Source organism: Microbacterium sulfonylureivorans (assembly GCF_003999995.1).
Lineage (GTDB): Bacteria > Actinomycetota > Actinomycetes > Actinomycetales > Microbacteriaceae > Microbacterium > Microbacterium sulfonylureivorans.
This window is the reverse complement of sequence record NZ_RJAD01000001.1, coordinates 926,935-943,167: the sequence shown is the minus strand read 5'-3', so window position 1 is coordinate 943,167 and position 16,233 is coordinate 926,935. Positions and strand designations below refer to the sequence as shown.

General features: G+C 66.3%; 12 protein-coding genes and 1 tRNA gene. 8 read left to right on the top strand and 5 right to left on the bottom strand.

The window, feature by feature from the left end; all coding sequences use genetic code 11:
- Positions 1–12 precede the first annotated feature (12 nt).
- Positions 13–101: transfer RNA gene (locus EER34_RS04225), tRNA-Ser, on the top strand.
- Positions 102–498: 397 nt separating this feature from the next.
- On the opposite strand, the gene EER34_RS04220 is transcribed toward EER34_RS04225, so the two are convergent.
- Positions 499–1,410, bottom strand: coding sequence for a LacI family DNA-binding transcriptional regulator (locus tag EER34_RS04220; protein ID WP_240642110.1), 912 nt, complete (start codon positions 1,408–1,410; stop codon positions 499–501).
- A gap of 217 nt (positions 1,411–1,627) precedes the next feature.
- Between EER34_RS04220 and EER34_RS04215 the strand changes: the two genes are divergently transcribed.
- From EER34_RS04215 to EER34_RS04205, 3 genes are read left to right on the top strand one after another with little or no spacing between them, the layout of a single operon-like run.
- Entirely contained in the window at positions 1,628–2,929 is a 1,302-nt protein-coding gene (locus tag EER34_RS04215; protein ID WP_127473293.1) for an MFS transporter, read from the top strand.
- Between the two features lie 28 nt (positions 2,930–2,957).
- Positions 2,958–5,453, top strand: coding sequence for an alpha-L-rhamnosidase (locus tag EER34_RS04210; RefSeq protein WP_127473292.1), 2,496 nt, complete (start codon positions 2,958–2,960; stop codon positions 5,451–5,453).
- On the top strand, positions 5,450–7,708 hold the full coding sequence (locus tag EER34_RS04205; RefSeq protein ID WP_127473291.1) for a glycoside hydrolase family 3 C-terminal domain-containing protein: 2,259 nt from the start codon (positions 5,450–5,452) through the stop codon (positions 7,706–7,708). Before EER34_RS04210 ends, EER34_RS04205 begins: the two co-directional genes overlap by 4 nt.
- A 54-nt stretch (positions 7,709–7,762) precedes the next feature.
- Here EER34_RS04205 and EER34_RS17910 read toward each other — a convergent pair whose 3' ends face one another.
- The 3 genes from EER34_RS17910 to EER34_RS04190 are packed head-to-tail and all read right to left on the bottom strand — an operon-like array spanning position 7,763 to position 10,604.
- Entirely contained in the window at positions 7,763–8,284 is a 522-nt protein-coding gene (locus EER34_RS17910) for a cyclophilin-like fold protein (RefSeq protein WP_276317242.1), read from the bottom strand.
- A gap of 17 nt (positions 8,285–8,301) precedes the next feature.
- Entirely contained in the window at positions 8,302–9,327 is a 1,026-nt protein-coding gene (locus EER34_RS04195; protein ID WP_127473289.1) for a zinc-dependent alcohol dehydrogenase family protein, read from the bottom strand.
- Positions 9,264–10,604 carry a multidrug effflux MFS transporter gene (locus EER34_RS04190; RefSeq protein WP_127473288.1) on the bottom strand — a complete coding sequence of 447 codons (1,341 nt, stop codon included), beginning with the start codon at positions 10,602–10,604 and terminating at the stop codon, positions 9,264–9,266. The genes EER34_RS04195 and EER34_RS04190 overlap by 64 nt, the downstream gene beginning before the upstream one ends.
- A gap of 111 nt (positions 10,605–10,715) precedes the next feature.
- On the opposite strand from EER34_RS04190, the gene EER34_RS04185 reads away from it, so the two are divergent.
- The 4 genes from EER34_RS04185 to EER34_RS04170 all read left to right on the top strand — a co-directional run bounded on the left by EER34_RS04185 (position 10,716) and on the right by EER34_RS04170 (position 15,561).
- Positions 10,716–11,597, top strand: a complete 882-nt coding sequence (locus tag EER34_RS04185; RefSeq protein WP_127473287.1) for a helix-turn-helix domain-containing protein — start codon at positions 10,716–10,718, stop codon at positions 11,595–11,597.
- Between the two features lie 850 nt (positions 11,598–12,447).
- Positions 12,448–13,728 carry an ABC transporter substrate-binding protein gene (locus tag EER34_RS04180; RefSeq protein WP_127473286.1) on the top strand — a complete coding sequence of 427 codons (1,281 nt, stop codon included), beginning with the start codon at positions 12,448–12,450 and terminating at the stop codon, positions 13,726–13,728.
- Between the two features lie 65 nt (positions 13,729–13,793).
- On the top strand, positions 13,794–14,678 hold the full coding sequence (locus EER34_RS04175) for a carbohydrate ABC transporter permease (protein ID WP_205791360.1): 885 nt from the start codon (positions 13,794–13,796) through the stop codon (positions 14,676–14,678).
- The gene (locus EER34_RS04170; protein ID WP_127473285.1) at positions 14,662–15,561 is read left to right on the top strand and encodes a carbohydrate ABC transporter permease; all 900 of its coding nucleotides are present in this window, start codon (positions 14,662–14,664) and stop codon (positions 15,559–15,561) included. The genes EER34_RS04175 and EER34_RS04170 overlap by 17 nt, the downstream gene beginning before the upstream one ends.
- A gap of 26 nt (positions 15,562–15,587) precedes the next feature.
- Here EER34_RS04170 and EER34_RS04165 read toward each other — a convergent pair whose 3' ends face one another.
- Positions 15,588–16,190, bottom strand: a complete 603-nt coding sequence (locus tag EER34_RS04165) for a GNAT family N-acetyltransferase (RefSeq protein ID WP_127473284.1) — start codon at positions 16,188–16,190, stop codon at positions 15,588–15,590.
- Positions 16,191–16,233: the final 43 nt, after the last annotated feature.

Genomic DNA, 16,233 nt, shown 5'->3' with positions numbered 1-16,233 from the left:
GAGCGGATGCCTGGAGACGTCGCATAGTTCGGCCTAGTGCACCACCCTGCTAAGGTGGAGTCCCCTCACGGGGACCGAGGGTTCAAATCCCTCCGTCTCCGCAGTAAAAAGCCCTGATAGACGGCATTTTCTGGTTGCGCTCTGCCCACGAATGCCCACATTTCTTACGCTTCCTCGTTGAAAGCCGCGGCAGTCCCACGATGAGCGGTGAACATATTGCTGCACTCGTTCGGTATACAGGTACGCATTTGATCGACGAGTGTCGCTCGGGGCGGCGTCCGCGCAGTTCGACCGTGCTTCGCTGAGTGGAGACGGAGGGGTACTAAACCTTGATTCCGTCGCCCACATCGGGCGCGAGTTTTTCGGCCGTGCCATGGACGTGTTGGTGCCCGCTCCGTCCTGAAACCGCGAGGCGAGCATTGATTCGCGGGAGGGTCCGCTGACGGGCCTCTGCTTGGGCAGGTGGGCGCCCGCCTCGCGTGTGAAGGCCGCGAATCGTTAGGTTGTCTCCCGGATTACGAGCACGGCGTCGGATTCCGGTCCGGCCGCCGGTGCGGCCGAGCCGGTGGCGGCGCTGAGCGCGAGCTGCGCCATGTACCTGCCGAGACCGGCGCTGTCGATACGCACGCTTGAGAGGGACGGCACGAAGAGCTTCGCTATCGGGGTGTCATCGTGTCCCACGATCGCCAGGGTGTCGGGAACGCGGACGCCGGCACGAAGAGCCGCACCCGTGACGAGCGCCGCAATGTCGTCGTTGTACGCCACCACTCCATCGATCCCGGCGTCGACCCAGTCAGAGATCGTTCGGGCGACGGACGTTTCTGTCACGTCCTCGTCAGCACGCAGTGGTGCGCCGGCGAGGTCGATTGCACTCTCCCGTGCGAGCGCGCGTCGCTGCTGGACGAGATCGGCGATGCGGTGATCAGGTGATCCAGCGAAGGCGAGGCGACGGCGACCTCGATCGACGAGGTGCGCGACCTGCAGGCGCGGCCCCCCAGCAAACCCGAGCTGCTCCTCGCGTGAGACCTCTTCTGCGCTGGCGTCGGGGATGATGTGTGCGACCCCGCTGGCCCGAATGCGCTCGAGCTGCTCGGCGGAGAACGGCATCATGCCCATCACGACGTCTGGTCGGAGGGTTTCCCAGAGGGGGAGAGCATGTCCGCCAGGGTGAGGAGTCATGGTGACGAGTGAGTAGCCGGCTTCGTCGAGGGCGAGCGACGCTTCGTCGAGATGCGCTCGCATGCTGAAGTCAAGGGGCCATTCCGGCAGCACCAGGAGGATGATCCGGCTGTGCCCGCTCGCCAGAGCGCGCGCGGCGCTATTCGGCCGATAGCCCAGGCGCTTGGCCTCCGCGAGCACGCGGTCTCGGGTGGCTGCAGAGATGGTCTGACCCGGCGTCTCGTTCAACACGAAGCCGACGGTCGCCCTCGATATGCCGAGTGAGCGAGCGATGTCAGCCGCCGTCACGCGTCTTGCTGATGCGTCCTGCAGAGTCACGGAGGTCCTTTCGCTTGCGCGCGCTAGTCCCAGTATGTACTATCGCTCTAGCTAGCGCGTGCTAGTACCACCTTGACGATGGAGTCCTGCTGTGACCACCCCGAGCCACGACGAGCCGATCGTTGTCCCCATGCCCGCGACCATCCCCGTGCCCCCGGTCGATCCGGCCGTGCTCGTCGCGGAATCCGCGCCCGCTGAGGATCTGCCGCCCGTCAACGCCCGGTACATCTGGTTCATGGTGCTGGCGCAGTTCGGCGTCTTCACGGCGTTCATCACCCCCATCGCCATCTCCCTCGCGGTCCGGCTCGGAGAACTGGCACCCGCAAATGAGGAGTACCTCGGTTACATCACCGGTGCCGGGGCCCTCTGGGTGATGCTGACCGCCCCATTCATGGGGATCTGGAGCGACCGCACCCGCAGCCGGCTCGGCCGCCGGCGGCCCTTCATGATCGGCGGCATGATCGTCGGCGTCCTCTCGCTGATCGTCATGGCAGTAGCGCCGTCGGTGCTACTGCTCGGAGTGGGCTGGATCCTCGCGCAGTGGGGCTGGGGGACCGTTCTCGGCAACCTGCAGAACTCGACCGCCGACCGTCTCCCGGAAGCCCAGCGCGGCAAGGTCGCGGGCCTGACCGGGTTCGCGACGCAGGTCGCCCCGGTGATCGGCGTCATCGCAACGATGGGCCTCACCGGCAACGCCCTGCTCCTCTTCCTCGTCCCGGGCCTGGTCGGTGTCGTGCTCGTCACCCTGTTCGTGACCCTCGTACATGAGGATGACAGTCGCGGCCTTGCGCTGGAGCGCATCGGCGCCGCGGGGGTGCTTCGCAAGTACGTCTACAACCCTCGCAAGTACCCCGACTTCTCCTGGAACTGGCTCGGCCGGTTCTTCTTCTACTTCGGTCTGACGCTGAACACGACCTTCACGGCGTTCTTCTTCGCCGACCGACTCGGCATCTCCATCACCGAGGTCTCCGCCGTGATCGGCACGCTCGGCGGCATCGGCGTGCTCGCCACCACGGCGGGCGCGCTCGGCGGCGGATTCATGTCCGACCGCTTCCGTCGCCGCAAGGTCTTCCTCGTCATCGGCGGCGCCATCATGGCCGTCGGCATGGTGACGATGGCTCTGTCGTCCGACCTGCCGTTCCTCTTCGCAGGTTCACTGATCGTCTCGCTCGGGATCGGCCTGTTCGCCGCCGTGGACATGGCCCTCCTGCTCGACGTGCTGCCCGAGAAGCAGACGGATGCCGGACGTTTCATGGGCATCACGGGATTCGCGACATCCATCCCGCAGGCAGCCGCCCCGTTCATCGCCTCCGGCATCCTCCTCATCGGAGTCACCGGCGCAGACAAGAACTACTCGCTGCTGTTCATCATCGCCGCCGCCTTCGTGCTCCTCGGCGGGCTCGTCATCCTCCGCATCCGCTCCGTCCGCTGACCCACCCCAGCCCGCCAGGAGAAGCTTCATGTCACAACGTCCTACCGGCCGTTTCATCACACCGACAACGGCTACCGGTGCCGAGAACGAGCCGGCCGCGTACGTGCGGCGGGAGTTCCGGCTGGATCGTCTGCCGACGTGCGCAACCCTCCGCGTCACGGCGCTCGGTGTTGTCGAAGCCCACCTGAACGGCGCTGTCATCGGCGACGAGGTACTCAGCCCTGGGTGGACGTCGTATCGGCATCGCCTCGTGGTCTCAGAACACGACGTGACCGACAACCTGGTCGTCGGAGGCAATGTGCTCGGCGCGATCGTGGGTGAAGGATGGGCGCTGGGCCGGCTGGGGTGGGAGAACAAGCGCAACCACTACGCGGACCGTCCCGCGCTGTTCGCCGAGCTGGTCCTCGAATATCCGGACCACACGCAGATCATCGCAAGCGACACCGACTTCCGCGCCGCAAGCGGCGGCGTCCGAAGCAACAGCATCTACGACGGCGAGACCTACGACGCCCGCCTCGAGCCGGACGGCTGGGATGCTGCCGGTTTCGATGACTCCGAATGGGGCGCCGTCGAGATCGTCGACTGGCCCCTCGATACGCTCACCGATACTCCCGCCGAGCCGATCCGTAGGGTGCAGGAGCTCGCTCCAGTGGAGGTCATCACCACACCGACCGGCAAGACGGTGGTGGACTTCGGGCAGAACATCTCCGGCCGGGTGCGTTTCACCGTGACCGCCGATGCGGGAACAATCATCACCCTGCGGCACGCGGAAGTGATGACCGGCGGCGAGATCGACGTGGAGACGATCCGCACCGCGAAAGCCACCGATCAATACATCGCCCGCGGCGACGGTGCTGAGACGTGGGAGCCGCGGTTCACGTTCCACGGCTTCCGGTACGTGGAGGTCGACGGGTGGCCCGGTGAACTCGATCCCAGCCAGATCCGCGCGGTCGTGACCCATTCCGATATGCGACGTACCGGGTGGCTGGAAACGTCCAACCCGCTGCTGAACCAGCTGCACTCCAACGCCGTGTGGTCGATGCGCGACAACTTCGTCGGCGTTCCCACCGACTGCCCACAACGCGATGAGCGCCTCGGGTGGACGGGCGACATCAACGCGTTCGCGCCCACCGCCGCATTCCTATACGACGTCCGCGGTGTCCTCGGTTCCTGGCTTCAAGACCTGGCGGTCGAGCAGAAGGCGACGGGATTCGTGCCCTGGGTCGTCCCGGACGTGCTGTCCACTCCTTCGTCGCCGACCGCGCTGTGGAGCGACGTCGCGGTCAGCCTCCCGTGGGCGCTGTACCGCGAATACGGGGATCCGAAGATCCTCGCCGATGCCTACGAGTCGATGGCGATGTTCATCCGCCAGGTCGCGGCTCTTCTGGACCGTGATGGGCTGTGGAGCGCGGGCTTCCAGTACGGGGACTGGCTCGACCCGGACGCGCCGATCGACAACCCCGCCGGCGGCAAGACCGACCGCCACCTCGTCGCCTCGGCGTACCTCTGTAAGACCACGCAGGAGATGGCAGCGACGGCGCGTATCCTCGGCCACGAGGATGACGCGGCCGAGTTCGCTGCCGTCGCCGAGCGGGTCCGGGCGGCGTTTTGTGCGGAGTACGTGACGGAGAAGGGTCGTGTCGCGGGGGAAACGGTCACCGGCTACGCCCTGGCCATCGCATTTGACATCCTCGACGAACGGCAGCGCGAGCACGCCGGCGACTTGCTGGCGCGTCTTGTGGCGAAGGCCGGGTACCGGATTTCCACCGGGTTCGCCGGCACACCGCTGGTCACCGACGCGCTTTCGCGCACCGGACACCTGGACGAGGCGTACTTGCTGCTGCTGGAGACGGGATGCCCGTCGTTCCTGTATCCGGTCACCATGGGGGCGACCACTATCTGGGAGCGGTGGGATTCGATCCGCCCGGATGGGACGATCAACCCGTCCGGGATGACCTCTCTGAATCACTACGCCCTCGGCGCGGTCGTGGACTGGATGCACCGCACCATCGGCGGGCTTACTGCTGTCGAACCGGGGTACAAGCGGATGCGGATCGCCCCCGCTCCCGGCGGGAACCTGACCTCCTCACAACTGCGTCACATCACCACGCACGGTGACGTGATGATCTCTTGGTCGCTGACCGAGCAGACCATGACGGTGCGAGTGACCATCCCTGAGGGCACCACGGCCGAAGTTGCTCTGCCGCTGCACCCCGAGGGCGAGGTGAACGAGATCGCCGCCGGCACGCACGAATGGACCTACCACGTTTCCGCTGCGGGTGGTGCTCGGAGCTTCACACTCGACTCCACCCTCAAGGAGCTGTCCGACGACGCGGCCGCCTGGAGGGCGTTCACCGATGCCTTTGCTCGCCATTTCCCCGGTGTCCCGCTGGACGGGTCTGCCCCGGAGGCCGCGTTCATGTCGGTGAACACCATGCTCGAATACGTCCCCGGCGCGTCCGACGAACTCCGCGATGACCTCGCTTCTGCACTCGCCGGCCTCTCCGAAGGAGTCACCGCATGACCACCGACATCTCTCACCTGACCCTCGAGCAGAAGGCGTCGCTGCTGTCCGGGCGGGACTTCTGGTCCACCAAGTCGCTGGAGGAGGCCGGAATCCCGTCGCTCGTCCTCACCGATGGTCCGCACGGAATCCGTCGCCAGGCAGGTGACGCCGACCACCTCGGGATCGACGACAGCCTCCCCTCGACCTGCTTTCCTCCGGCAGTCGCGGTCGGCTCCAGCTGGGACCCCGACATGGCCGCACGGGTGGGCACCGCCGTCGGTGAGGAGGGTGTCGCCTTCGGTGTCGCCGTCGTCCTCGGACCCGGGGTGAACATCAAGCGATCCCCGCTGTGCGGCCGAAACTTCGAGTACTACTCCGAAGACCCCTACCTCTCCGGCGTCCTCGGCGCAGCCCACGTCAACGCACTGCAGGCAGCGGGCCCGGGCGCGTCAGTGAAGCACTTCGCCGCCAACAACCAGGAGACCGAGCGGATGCGCGTCAGCGCAGACGTGGACGAGCGCACGTTGCGCGAAATCTATCTGCCCGCCTTCGAACGCGTCGTCACCGAGGCGGGTCCCGCCACGGTGATGTGCTCGTACAACAAGGTCAACGGGGTCTACGCGTCACGCAACCGCTGGCTCCTCACCGACGTCCTGCGCGGCGACTGGGGATTCACCGGCGCCGTCGTCTCCGACTGGGGTGCCGTCAGCAACCGAGTGGACAGCGTACGGGCCGGCATGGACCTGGAGATGCCGGGCAGCAACGGCACCACCGACGCAGAAATCGTCGACGCGGTGCACAACGGTCAGTTGGATGAGTCGATCGTCGACGAGTCCGTCCGGCGGGTCCTCGCCCTGACCGAACTGCCTCACGCTGCCACCGACGACCTCGACACCGATGCACACCACCGGGTGGCCCGCGATGTCGCCGCCGACTCCGTCGTCCTGCTGAAGAACAGAGGCATCCTTCCGCTTTCTTCAGGGTCGTCGATCGCGGTGATCGGCGCGTTCGCCACCCAGCCCCGATTCCAGGGCGGCGGCAGTTCACACATCAACCCGACTCGCACGGACGTGACGCTCGATGAGATCCGCACCCTCGCCGCGGACCAGGGTTCCACCGTGGTGTCGGCGCAGGGATACGCGCTGGACGACACGGACCCTTCGAGCGGTCAGAACGCGTCTCTGCGTGCCGAAGCTGTCGCGGCGGCGCTGACCGCCGACGTCGCCATCGTCTTCGCCGGCCTCAGCGACCGTGAGGAGTCCGAGGGCTTCGACCGCACCAGCCTGCAGTTGCCCGACGAGCAAGTCGAGCTGATCCACGCTGTCGCAGCCAGCGGCACCCCCACCGTAGTAGTGCTTTCCAACGGCGGAGTTGTCACGCTCGAGGGGTGGCACGACAACGTCGACGCCATCGTGGAGGGGTGGCTTCTCGGCCAGGCCGGTGGCGGTGCGATCGCGGACGTCCTGTTCGGAGTCGTCAACCCATCCGGCCATCTCGCAGAGACCATCCCGCTGCGCCTGGAAGACAACCCCAGCTGGCTGAACTTCCCCGGCGAGCAAGGTCACGTGCGTTACAGCGAAGGCATCTTCGTCGGCTACCGGTACTACACCACCGCCGGTGTCCCGGTCCGATACCCCTTCGGACACGGCCTGTCCTATACGACATTCGAGACCACGGACGTACTGAGCACTGTCACCGGTTCCGACAGTGTGCGCGCCCGAGTCACCGTCACCAATAGTGGCGACCGTGCGGGAAAGCACGTTGTGCAGATCTACGTGGCGACCACCACCGGTCCCGTCCGCCGTCCCCAGCGGGAACTTCGCGCCTTCGCGAAGGTGACTCTGCAGCCAGGCGAGAGCCGGCAGGTGGAATTCGACCTGGACCGTCGCGCGTTCGCCTACTGGGACATCGAGTTGGGCCGCTTTGTCGTCCCTGCCGGTGAGTACACAGTGCAAGTGTGCGCCGACGCCTCCACGGTGCTCGAGGAGCAGACTGTCACCCTTGCCGGCGACGCGGTCATCCGTGAACTGACAATGGACTCCACCGTGGGTGACTGGTTCAGCCACCCGGTCGTCGGCCCAGCGCTCATGGCGGGCCTTCAAGCGTCGATGACGCCGGAGCAGGCGGAGCAAGCAGCGCAGAACCCGGACGCGCTGAAAATGGTCGAGTCGATGCCGATGCAGCAGTTCCTCGTCTTCACCAACGGAGCCCTCCCTGTCGACTCCCTGGAGCAGCTCATCGAACTCAGCAAGGCGCCGGCGCCGGCGCCGTGATCGACACCTGACCACGGACGCCGCCTCGCGCTGCCGCGTTGTGAGGGTGATGGCTCAGTCGAGGATCTCGATCGTGACGGCACCCTCGAGGAGCGCGAGCTGGTCTGGGGTGGCGTTGTTCGTCCCGATGTGGATGGTGTCGTCGGAGAAGCCGATGCCGTCGGCGTTGCAGTAGAAGCCGAGGTTGCCCCACGGCGAGAAGTAGATGAGGTCGCCGTTCTCCGGGTCGGATCCGGGTGAACCCGCGGTCTCCAGCTGGCGGGCGGGGTAGGCGATCTTCTCTCGTCCGTTGAACTCCTCGATAGACACTTCCATCGGCAGCAGCGAAAGGAGGTCGCGCACCGTCGGGTTGTCCTCTCCGATGGTGACGTCCACGCTCGTGCGTTGCGAGGTGAAGCGAAGGACGGTTCCGACGATCTGCTCCCCCGCGGGAGCTGTCGTCGAAGACGCGGTGGGCGCTGGCTCCGCCGGCGTGCTCGTGGCCGATCGGGCCGGAACCACGGCAGGAGTCGCACAGCTGGCGAGAGCAATCAGCAGGATTGCCGTGCCCAGCGTCGGAAGGGCGCGTCGTGGCATGGAAGACCTCCGGCGCATCAAAGGGTGAGCAGCACTTTGGTGGCCCGGCGCTTATCCATCGCCTTGTAGCCTTCCGCGGCATCCTCGAGCGGGAGGGTGAGATCGAACACCACGCCGGGGTCGATCTTGCGGTCCCAGATGAGCTGGATCAGCTCGGGCAGGAACCGGCGTACCGGAGCCGGGCCGCCGTGCAGCTGCACCCCGGAGAAGAACAGCTCCAGTCCGTCGAGGCTGACGTCGTGGGCGACGCCGACGTAGCCGATGTGGCCGCCCGGACGGGTGGCGCGGATCGCCTGCTCCATCGATTCCTGCGTGCCGACGGCCTCGATCACGGAGTGCGCGCCGAGCCCGTTGGTCAGCTCCTTGATCCTCGCCACGCCTTCGTCGCCGCGCTCCTCGACGATCTCGGTCGCGCCGAACTCCCGAGCGAGAGCCTGCCGGTCGGCGTGCCGGGACATCGCGATGATCCGCTCCGCGCCGAGCTCCCGTGCGGCGAGGATGCCGAGGAGGCCGACAGCGCCATCGCCGACGACGGCGACCGTCTTGCCTGGGCCGGCCTCGGCGGCGACGGCCGCGAACCAGCCGGTGCCCAGAACATCGGATGCCGCGAGCAGCGAGGGGATCAGCTCAGGGTCCGGCTGACCGGGCGTGGTGACCAGAGTCCCGTCGGCCAGGGGGATGCGCGCGAACTCGGACTGGGTGCCGATCGCGCCCATCATCACGTTGTGCACGCACCGGGACTGGTACCCGGCCTGGCAGATCTCGCAGGTGTTGTCGGACGCGACGAACGACCCGACGACGAAGTCGCCGACACCGACGTTCTTCACGTCGGCACCGATCTCGGTGACGACGCCGACGTACTCGTGACCCATCGGCTGCGGGGTTGCGAACAGCGGCTCTGCACCGCGGTAGGGCCAGAGGTCGGACCCGCAGATGCACGAAGCCGTGAGGCGGATGATCGCATCAGTCGGTTCGAGGATCACCGGATCGTCGCGGTGCTCCACTCGGACGTCGCCGGGGGCGTACATGTTGACTCCACGCATCGTGGTGCCCTTTCTTGTCGAGGCTCATCGGGTGTGTGCAGGGAGGGCGAGGCAGCGACGGCGGCCGCGGCATCCGTTCCCCTGCGTCGGATGAAAATCAAGCAGGATGCCGCGGCCAGCAGCACCGAGATGGTCGTGGTCACGCCGAGGGGGAGGATGCTGAGCGCACCGGCGACACCGACGAAGGGCGCGGCGATTCCACCGAAGCCGAACCGGACCATTCCCAGCAGTGAGGAGGCGGTGCCCGCCATCTGCGGATAGTCACGCATCGCGAGGGTCGTGGCCGGAGGCGCGCTCATCGCGACCCCACTGGATAAGGCGAAGAGGGCCACGATCACGACCCACAACGGCATGGGCGTGATGCCGGCGATGAGGAGGCCGATCGCGCCGAGCCCTGTCACGACGACCCCGATCGCGAGAGTGCCGCGGATGCTCCACCCTTCGGCGCTGCGACCGGCGAGGTACCCGAAGACCATGTGGCCGGCCGAGTTGAGTCCGAAGGCGGCGGCGTACCACTGCGGCGAAAGGCCATAGATGTCCTGCAGCACGAAGGTCGACCCTGCGAGATAGGCGAACAGCGCCGCGTAGAGGAATCCCTGGTTCAGGACGGTTCCGAGGAAGATCCGATCGGAGAGGAGCGTGCGGTAGTCGCGGAGAGTCTGTCCGAACCCGCCGATGGTCCGTCGATCGGCCGGGAGCGTCTCCCCGAAGACGCGGAGTGTCACGAGGAGGATCGCAACGCCGATCACTGCGAGGAAGACGAACAGTCCGCGCCAATCCGTGAAGGTCGTGAGCAGACCGCCGAGCAGCGGACCCACGATCGCAGCGAAACCGCCGATCAGCGTGAGACGCCCATAGAAGCGGATGAGCGCCCTGCCCGAGAACACGTCGCGTCCGGCTGCGGTGGCGATCACGATGCCGACGCCACCGGCGAGGCCCTGAACGAGTCGCGCCAGAATGAGCAGCTCGACCGACGGGCTGAGCGCGCAGAGCGTGGACGTGACGATGTAGGCGACGATTCCGACGATCAGGATGCCGCGCCGCCCGAATCTGTCGGACAGCGGTCCGGCGATCAGCTGTCCGGCGGCGAGTCCGATGAGGCACGCGGTGACCGTCAGCTGCGCGACCGATGTGGTCGCGGTCAGTTCCACGGTGAGGGCAGGAAGGGCCGGCAGGTAGAGATCCATCGAGATCGGTCCGAACACGGTCAGCAGCAGGAGAAGCGCCGGCAGCATCGGACGGATGAGGCGTCCGTCAGGTGGCATGGTCGCGGGCATGCACTCAGTCTTCGCGCCAGTCTCGGTGCGCGGGAGTCTCTGACGAGGGGCGTACTCGCAGGGCACCCTTCCGGGGGTCTGCCCGTGGCGTGTCGGGAATAGCCTGTGGACATGGACAACCGAGCAGAGGTGCGCGAGTTCCTGATGACTCGCCGAGCGCGGCTCACTCCGGATGCCGCAGGCATCGCTGCGGGACCGAATCGACGTGTCGCGGGACTTCGCCGCAGCGAGGTCGCGATGCTCGCCGGGGTCAGCGTGGAGTACTACGCGAAGCTCGAGCGCGGTTCAATCGCGGGAGCGTCGGCATCCGTCCTCGACGCGATCTCAAGGGCGCTTCAACTGAACGACGCGGAACACGCCCACCTGCTCGACCTCGCCCGCGGCGCCGACGGGATCCCCTCGTCGGGCCGGAATCGTCGCCGAACCGCCAGGCCCGGACCCCCTCGACCGAGCCTGCAGTGGGCGCTCTCGGCGATGACCGACGCCATCGCCGTCGTCCGTGATCAGCGACAGGATCTCGTCGGGTTCAACGAGCTCGGCCGGGCCTTCTACTCCCCGCTGATCGGCGAGGGCGGACGGGTCCCGAACTTCGCCCGGTTCCAGTTCCTCGATCCCGCTGCCCACGACTTCTACCCCGACTGGGACCTGTTCGCTGAGATGTGCGTCGCGGTCATCCGTGCCGAAGCCGGCCGCGACCCCCACGACAAAGGGATCCAAGACCTCGTCGGGGAGCTGTCCACCCAGAGCGACCTCTTCCGCACGCTGTGGGCCGCGCACAACGTGCGTACTCACGGCACCGGCACGAAACGATTCCATCACCCCGTCGTCGGTGACCTGACGCTCGCGTATGAGGAACTGGCCATTACCGCCGAACCTGGACAGGTGCTCCTGATTTACACGGCAGAACCTGGCTCGCCGTCCGCGGAGCGTCTGCGGCTGCTCGCCTCGTGGGCAGCGAACCCGGCGGCGTCAGCGCCCGGCGCGACGCCCTGAGGGGGCAGGGTCTACTCACGCTGTCCGAGAGTGGTGGGTTCAACCTCACCGTCACCCGCGACCCATTTGGCGTGGCGAGGGAGTCTCGTCGCAGCGGTGGCGTGTGCCCAGATTTTGCCCACAAGCTGTGGGCAGACAGGTCAAACCAGGTACACACACGCACAACGAAGGCCGACCACGCGCAGCCCGTATCGATCGATGACGGGAGGACGAGAGGGTCAGAAATTCCGCATGTTTCTGCGGAAAATCGCACGGGAGCGTCGCATGATGCCGCCTGACGCGCGTCGTCTGTCAGCCAGACGGCCAGTTGGAAAGTGAGGGTTCAAATCCCTCCGTGTCCGCAGTTTTCAAGGTGTTTCGCGGTCGTGCAGAGCCGCTTGAGATGCTCCGGGTCGATGCAGCCCTGTCACGTCAGTTCGCGGCGGTTGGGTCCTTTCTCAAATCTTTCCCAGATCAGAAGCCGCTTCCTGATCGGCGCTTTGAAGCGTCAGCGAAGTGAGGGTTGCTGGCGGACCGCGCCTAGCAATCTGCTCATCGATGACGGAGATTCGCAGCCGCGGGGTGGATTGAGAAAGATCTGAGAAAGAAGAGACGGAGGGCAGTTACCCTCGGTCTCGTCAGCCACAGCTCGGCCTCTCGTTTTGGCCGGAGTCCGCGCTTGCCCGCCGTCGCCGTCGGCGCCCAGGCTGCCGGAGCTGCCGCCCAGCGAGTACGGGTTCAGATCTCAAGGTGGGCCCTTCCGTTTCCTCGCGTTGATTCCGCTTCGGCCTCAGTGAGCGGAAAACATTGACAGGCGGGCCGGGAGTTGATCTACTTTGGGATAGGAAACTTTACTAACTTGGAGGAGCCCATGCGCTTCAACTCTCATCGCGCGTCCGGTGCAATGCTCGTGGCTGTGGCCATCGCCGGCACGACAACTCTCGCCGGCTGCTCAGCCAGCAGCGACCCGGATGCCGTGACGATCAGGGTCGCCATGGGTTCCTCGGGGGATGCTGTCGACCAGGGCTTCGAGGTGCTCAAGGAAGAGTACGAAGCGAAGTACCCCGGACGAACGGTGGAGATCATCATCCAGGAGGATGACGTCTACCAGACCACCGGCCTCGCGACTCTGCTCTCGAGCAGAGAGGCTCCGGACGCCTACTTCGAGTGGTCCGGCCCCCGCATGCGCGGGCACGTCAGCGATGGCGACGGTGCCGACCTCAGCGAAGCGCTCGAGGGCGACCTGTTCGCGGGACGCTTCGATGCCAACGCGTTCAACAACATGGATGTCGACGGATCGGGCATCTACATGGTGCCGTGGACCGGTGACGTCACCAACGTCATCTGGTACGACGCCGATGTCTTCGATGATCTCGGCCTCAGCGTCCCGACGACGTGGGATGAGTACCTCGACGCCAACCAGGCCATGCTCGACGAGGGCCTTCTGCCCTTGGTCGAGGGGAACAAGGACCAGTGGCCGGTGGGCAGCGTCGCCTCGCATATCGTGTCGCGGATGGTCGGCGAGGAGCAGTACTCCGCGGTCATGGACGGCGAGGCGCCGATGAACTCGCCTGAGATGGTCGAGGCCTTCGAGAAGCTCGCCGAGCTCGCCCCGTTCGTCAACCCGAGCATCAACGCGCTCGCGGACGACGAGGCCATGACGCAGTTCTTCCTGCAGAAGGCTGCGACGCACCAGATCGGCAGCTGGCTGATGGCGGATGCTGCCGAGAATGCCGGAGACCTCAACTTCGACTACTTCAACCTCCCGGCCTTCTCCGATGGCGCCGGCGACCAGGACAGTGTGCTGGGCATCTCGACCGGGTTCATGGTGAACGAGAAGTCGGCGCACCAGGAGGAGACGCTGGAGTTCCTCGCGATGCTGGCCGATGAGGACGGCACGAAGATGTGGGCCGAGGCAGGTCTCGCCCCCATGACGATCGACCCGTTCAAGGGCGTCGACGCCGACCCGCGCACGGTCGCCCTCGCCGAGATGATGGGCACCGCGAGCGCACTCGTGGCACCGGCGGACAGCGGCCACGACATCGAGATCGCTGCCGCGTTCTACGACGCCGCGGCGTCGGTGATCGGAGGCACGGCGACACCGCAGGAAGCCGCCGACACCGCGCAGTCGCGGATCGACGCCGCCAACTGATCAGGGGTGCGGGACGGGACGGGTGACATCCCGTCGCGTCCCGCACTGTTTCGAGGAGTCCTGCTGTGAAACCCACCCGCGCCTGGTCGCCGTACCTGTTCGTGGCGCCCGCGATACTCGTGTTCGCGTTCGTCGTGCTCATCCCCGCCCTCGCGAACACGGCGCTGAGCTTCGCCAACTGGTCGGGCACTGACGCCATCCAGTTCGTCGGTCTCGACAACTACTTCCGCGCCTTCCGGGACGAGATCTACCTGGTCGCCTACCGGAACACCTTCGTCTACATCCTGCTGACACTCGCGCTCGAGGTCGTCGTCGGGCTGCTGCTGGCGGGCCTCGTGACGATGCAAGGGCGGCGGACCACGTTCTACCGCGTCGCGTTCTTCGTGCCGGTCACCCTGCCGATGATCGTGATCGCGATCCTGTGGAGCTTCGTCTACAGCGATGACATCGGGCTCATCAACTCCGGGTTGCGCGCATCCGGGCTCGACGGACTGACCCGGGTGTGGCTGGGAGATCCCGACACAGCCCTGCTCGCCATCTCCGTCGTCTCGGGCTGGATCTACGCCGGCTTCTACATGGCGATCTTCTACGCCGCGCTGCAGCGCATCCCGAAGCATCTCCTTGAGGCCGCGACGCTGGATGGAGCCAGCCAGTGGCGGGTGTTCTGGAGCGTCAAAGTGCCGCTGATCCGGCCGATGATCGAGGTCGCCGTGCTGCTGTGCATCACCGGCGCGTTCCAGAGCTTCGATCTGTTCTACGTGATGACCAACGGCGGGCCCGACCACTCGACGGAGATCATCACCACGTATCTCGTGGAGGTCGTGTTCCGGTATCGCGACCTCGGCTACGGTGCCGCGCTGTCGACGATCATGACGGTCGTCGTGGTGGGCATCGCGCTCATTCTCGTCAGGATGCGCACGAAGGGTGGAAGCAATGACATTGAGTACTGAACGTCCCGCGCCTCCCCTCGCGCAGCAGCGCCCCTTGCAGCGCCGCCGCGCGAGGCGGACGATCGCCGTCGCGGGCAGCAGGACGCTGTACCACACCGTGATGATCGTGCTGTCGCTGATCTACATCGTCCCGCTCGGCTGGATGGTGATGTCGTCGTTCAAGAGCAAGCGCGAGATATTCGATGCGCCGTTCTCACCGCCGGCCGTCCCGGACTTCAGCACGTGGGCGGAGGCATGGGAGCGCGGCAACCTCGGCGGCTACGTCCTCAACAGCGTCATCGTCACCGCCTCGGCCGTGACGATCATCCTGCTGTGCGCGCTCGCCGCGGCCTACGCATTCAGCCGGTTCGAGTTCCGCGGCAAGACGCTCCTGCTCGCTCCGTTCATCCTGGGTCTGCTGCTCCCCGTGCAGTCCTACATCACCGCGCAGTCGCGGATCTTCGACTCGGTGTACCTTCTCAACACGCGGTGGGTGCTGATGGTCGCGTACGCGGGCCTCGGGCTCTCGCTCGCGGTGTTCTTGCTGAAGGCATACCTCGATTCGATGCCGAAGGAGATCTTCGAGGCGGCGCGCGTCGACGGGGCCGGCGACTTCCGCACGCTCGTTCAGATCGTCCTGCCGCTGATGGCTCCCGGCATCTCGACGGTCGCCGTGTTCTCGATACTCTCAGCGTGGAACGAGTTCCTCCTCGCGATGCTCTACGTGCAGGACGATGACCTGCGCACCATCCCTGCCGGGCTGCTCGCCTTCACGGGACGTCACGCCACCGACTATCCGATGCTGTTCGCCGCGCTCTCGATGATCACGCTGCCGGTGATCGTCGTCTACACGATCTTCCACAAGCAGGTCATCGCCGGCGTCACCGAGGGCTCGGTGCAGTGATCCTCCCGGCTCGTGGCTCGTGCGGGTCACAACGCGCGGATCATGATGAGCTCATCAGCGCTCGAGGCGGAGGGCTCCGCCTCGAACCGGAAATGCTCGTAGAAGCCGATGGCGCGGAGGTTCGCGGGCGAGACCCCGAGATGGACGCCGGGCGACCCGGCATCGGCGAGGGCGTCCAGCAGGGTGCCCAGCATCCTGCCGCCTCGGCCGCCCCCCTGCACATCGGGGAGCATGTCGATGTGCAGGTGCGAGGGGTAGGCCTCCAGAAGCGAGGCGGGCCGCCGCTGCGGGTGGTGGAGGTACTCGACTATCTCCCGATCGTGCGGATTCGCCGTCTCAGGCACGAGAGGATGCCGCGCCCGCAGCACCGGCCACCATGCGGTGGCCAGCACGTTCTCGAACGAAGTCGTGTCGAGGACGCCGAGTACGTACCCTCGTGCGCGGTCGTCCGCGTCGGCGTACGCCCAGGCGAAGTCGGGGGAGTGGCGCAGGTAGGGGCCGACGAACACCTCTCCGAGCAGGCGGGGATCGTCGTAGAGATCGCTCGCGTCAGTCCCATCGGCGCCGGTGCCCAGGCACACGGCGTAGAGGTCGTCGGTGTCGGCCTTGCGCGCCCGGCGGATTCCCATCGGCCCTCATCCCATCTCGTCGATGCGCTCTCCACAGTAGTGA

Bases quoted from the DNA above. Each gene is read 5' to 3' on its own strand.
- EER34_RS04215 (WP_127473293.1), top strand. From the start codon at position 1,628: ATGCCCGCGACCATCCCCGTGCCCCCGGTCGATCCGGCCGTGCTCGTC.
- EER34_RS04210 (WP_127473292.1), top strand. From the start codon at position 2,958: ATGTCACAACGTCCTACCGGCCGTTTCATCACACCGACAACGGCTACC.
- EER34_RS04205 (WP_127473291.1), top strand. From the start codon at position 5,450: ATGACCACCGACATCTCTCACCTGACCCTCGAGCAGAAGGCGTCGCTG.
- EER34_RS17910 (WP_276317242.1), bottom strand. From the start codon at position 8,284: ATGCCACGACGCGCCCTTCCGACGCTGGGCACGGCAATCCTGCTGATT.
- EER34_RS04195 (WP_127473289.1), bottom strand. From the start codon at position 9,327: ATGCGTGGAGTCAACATGTACGCCCCCGGCGACGTCCGAGTGGAGCAC.
- EER34_RS04190 (WP_127473288.1), bottom strand. From the start codon at position 10,604: ATGCCCGCGACCATGCCACCTGACGGACGCCTCATCCGTCCGATGCTG.
- EER34_RS04185 (WP_127473287.1), top strand. From the start codon at position 10,716: ATGGACAACCGAGCAGAGGTGCGCGAGTTCCTGATGACTCGCCGAGCG.
- EER34_RS04180 (WP_127473286.1), top strand. From the start codon at position 12,448: ATGCGCTTCAACTCTCATCGCGCGTCCGGTGCAATGCTCGTGGCTGTG.
- EER34_RS04170 (WP_127473285.1), top strand. From the start codon at position 14,662: ATGACATTGAGTACTGAACGTCCCGCGCCTCCCCTCGCGCAGCAGCGC.
- EER34_RS04165 (WP_127473284.1), bottom strand. From the start codon at position 16,190: ATGGGAATCCGCCGGGCGCGCAAGGCCGACACCGACGACCTCTACGCC.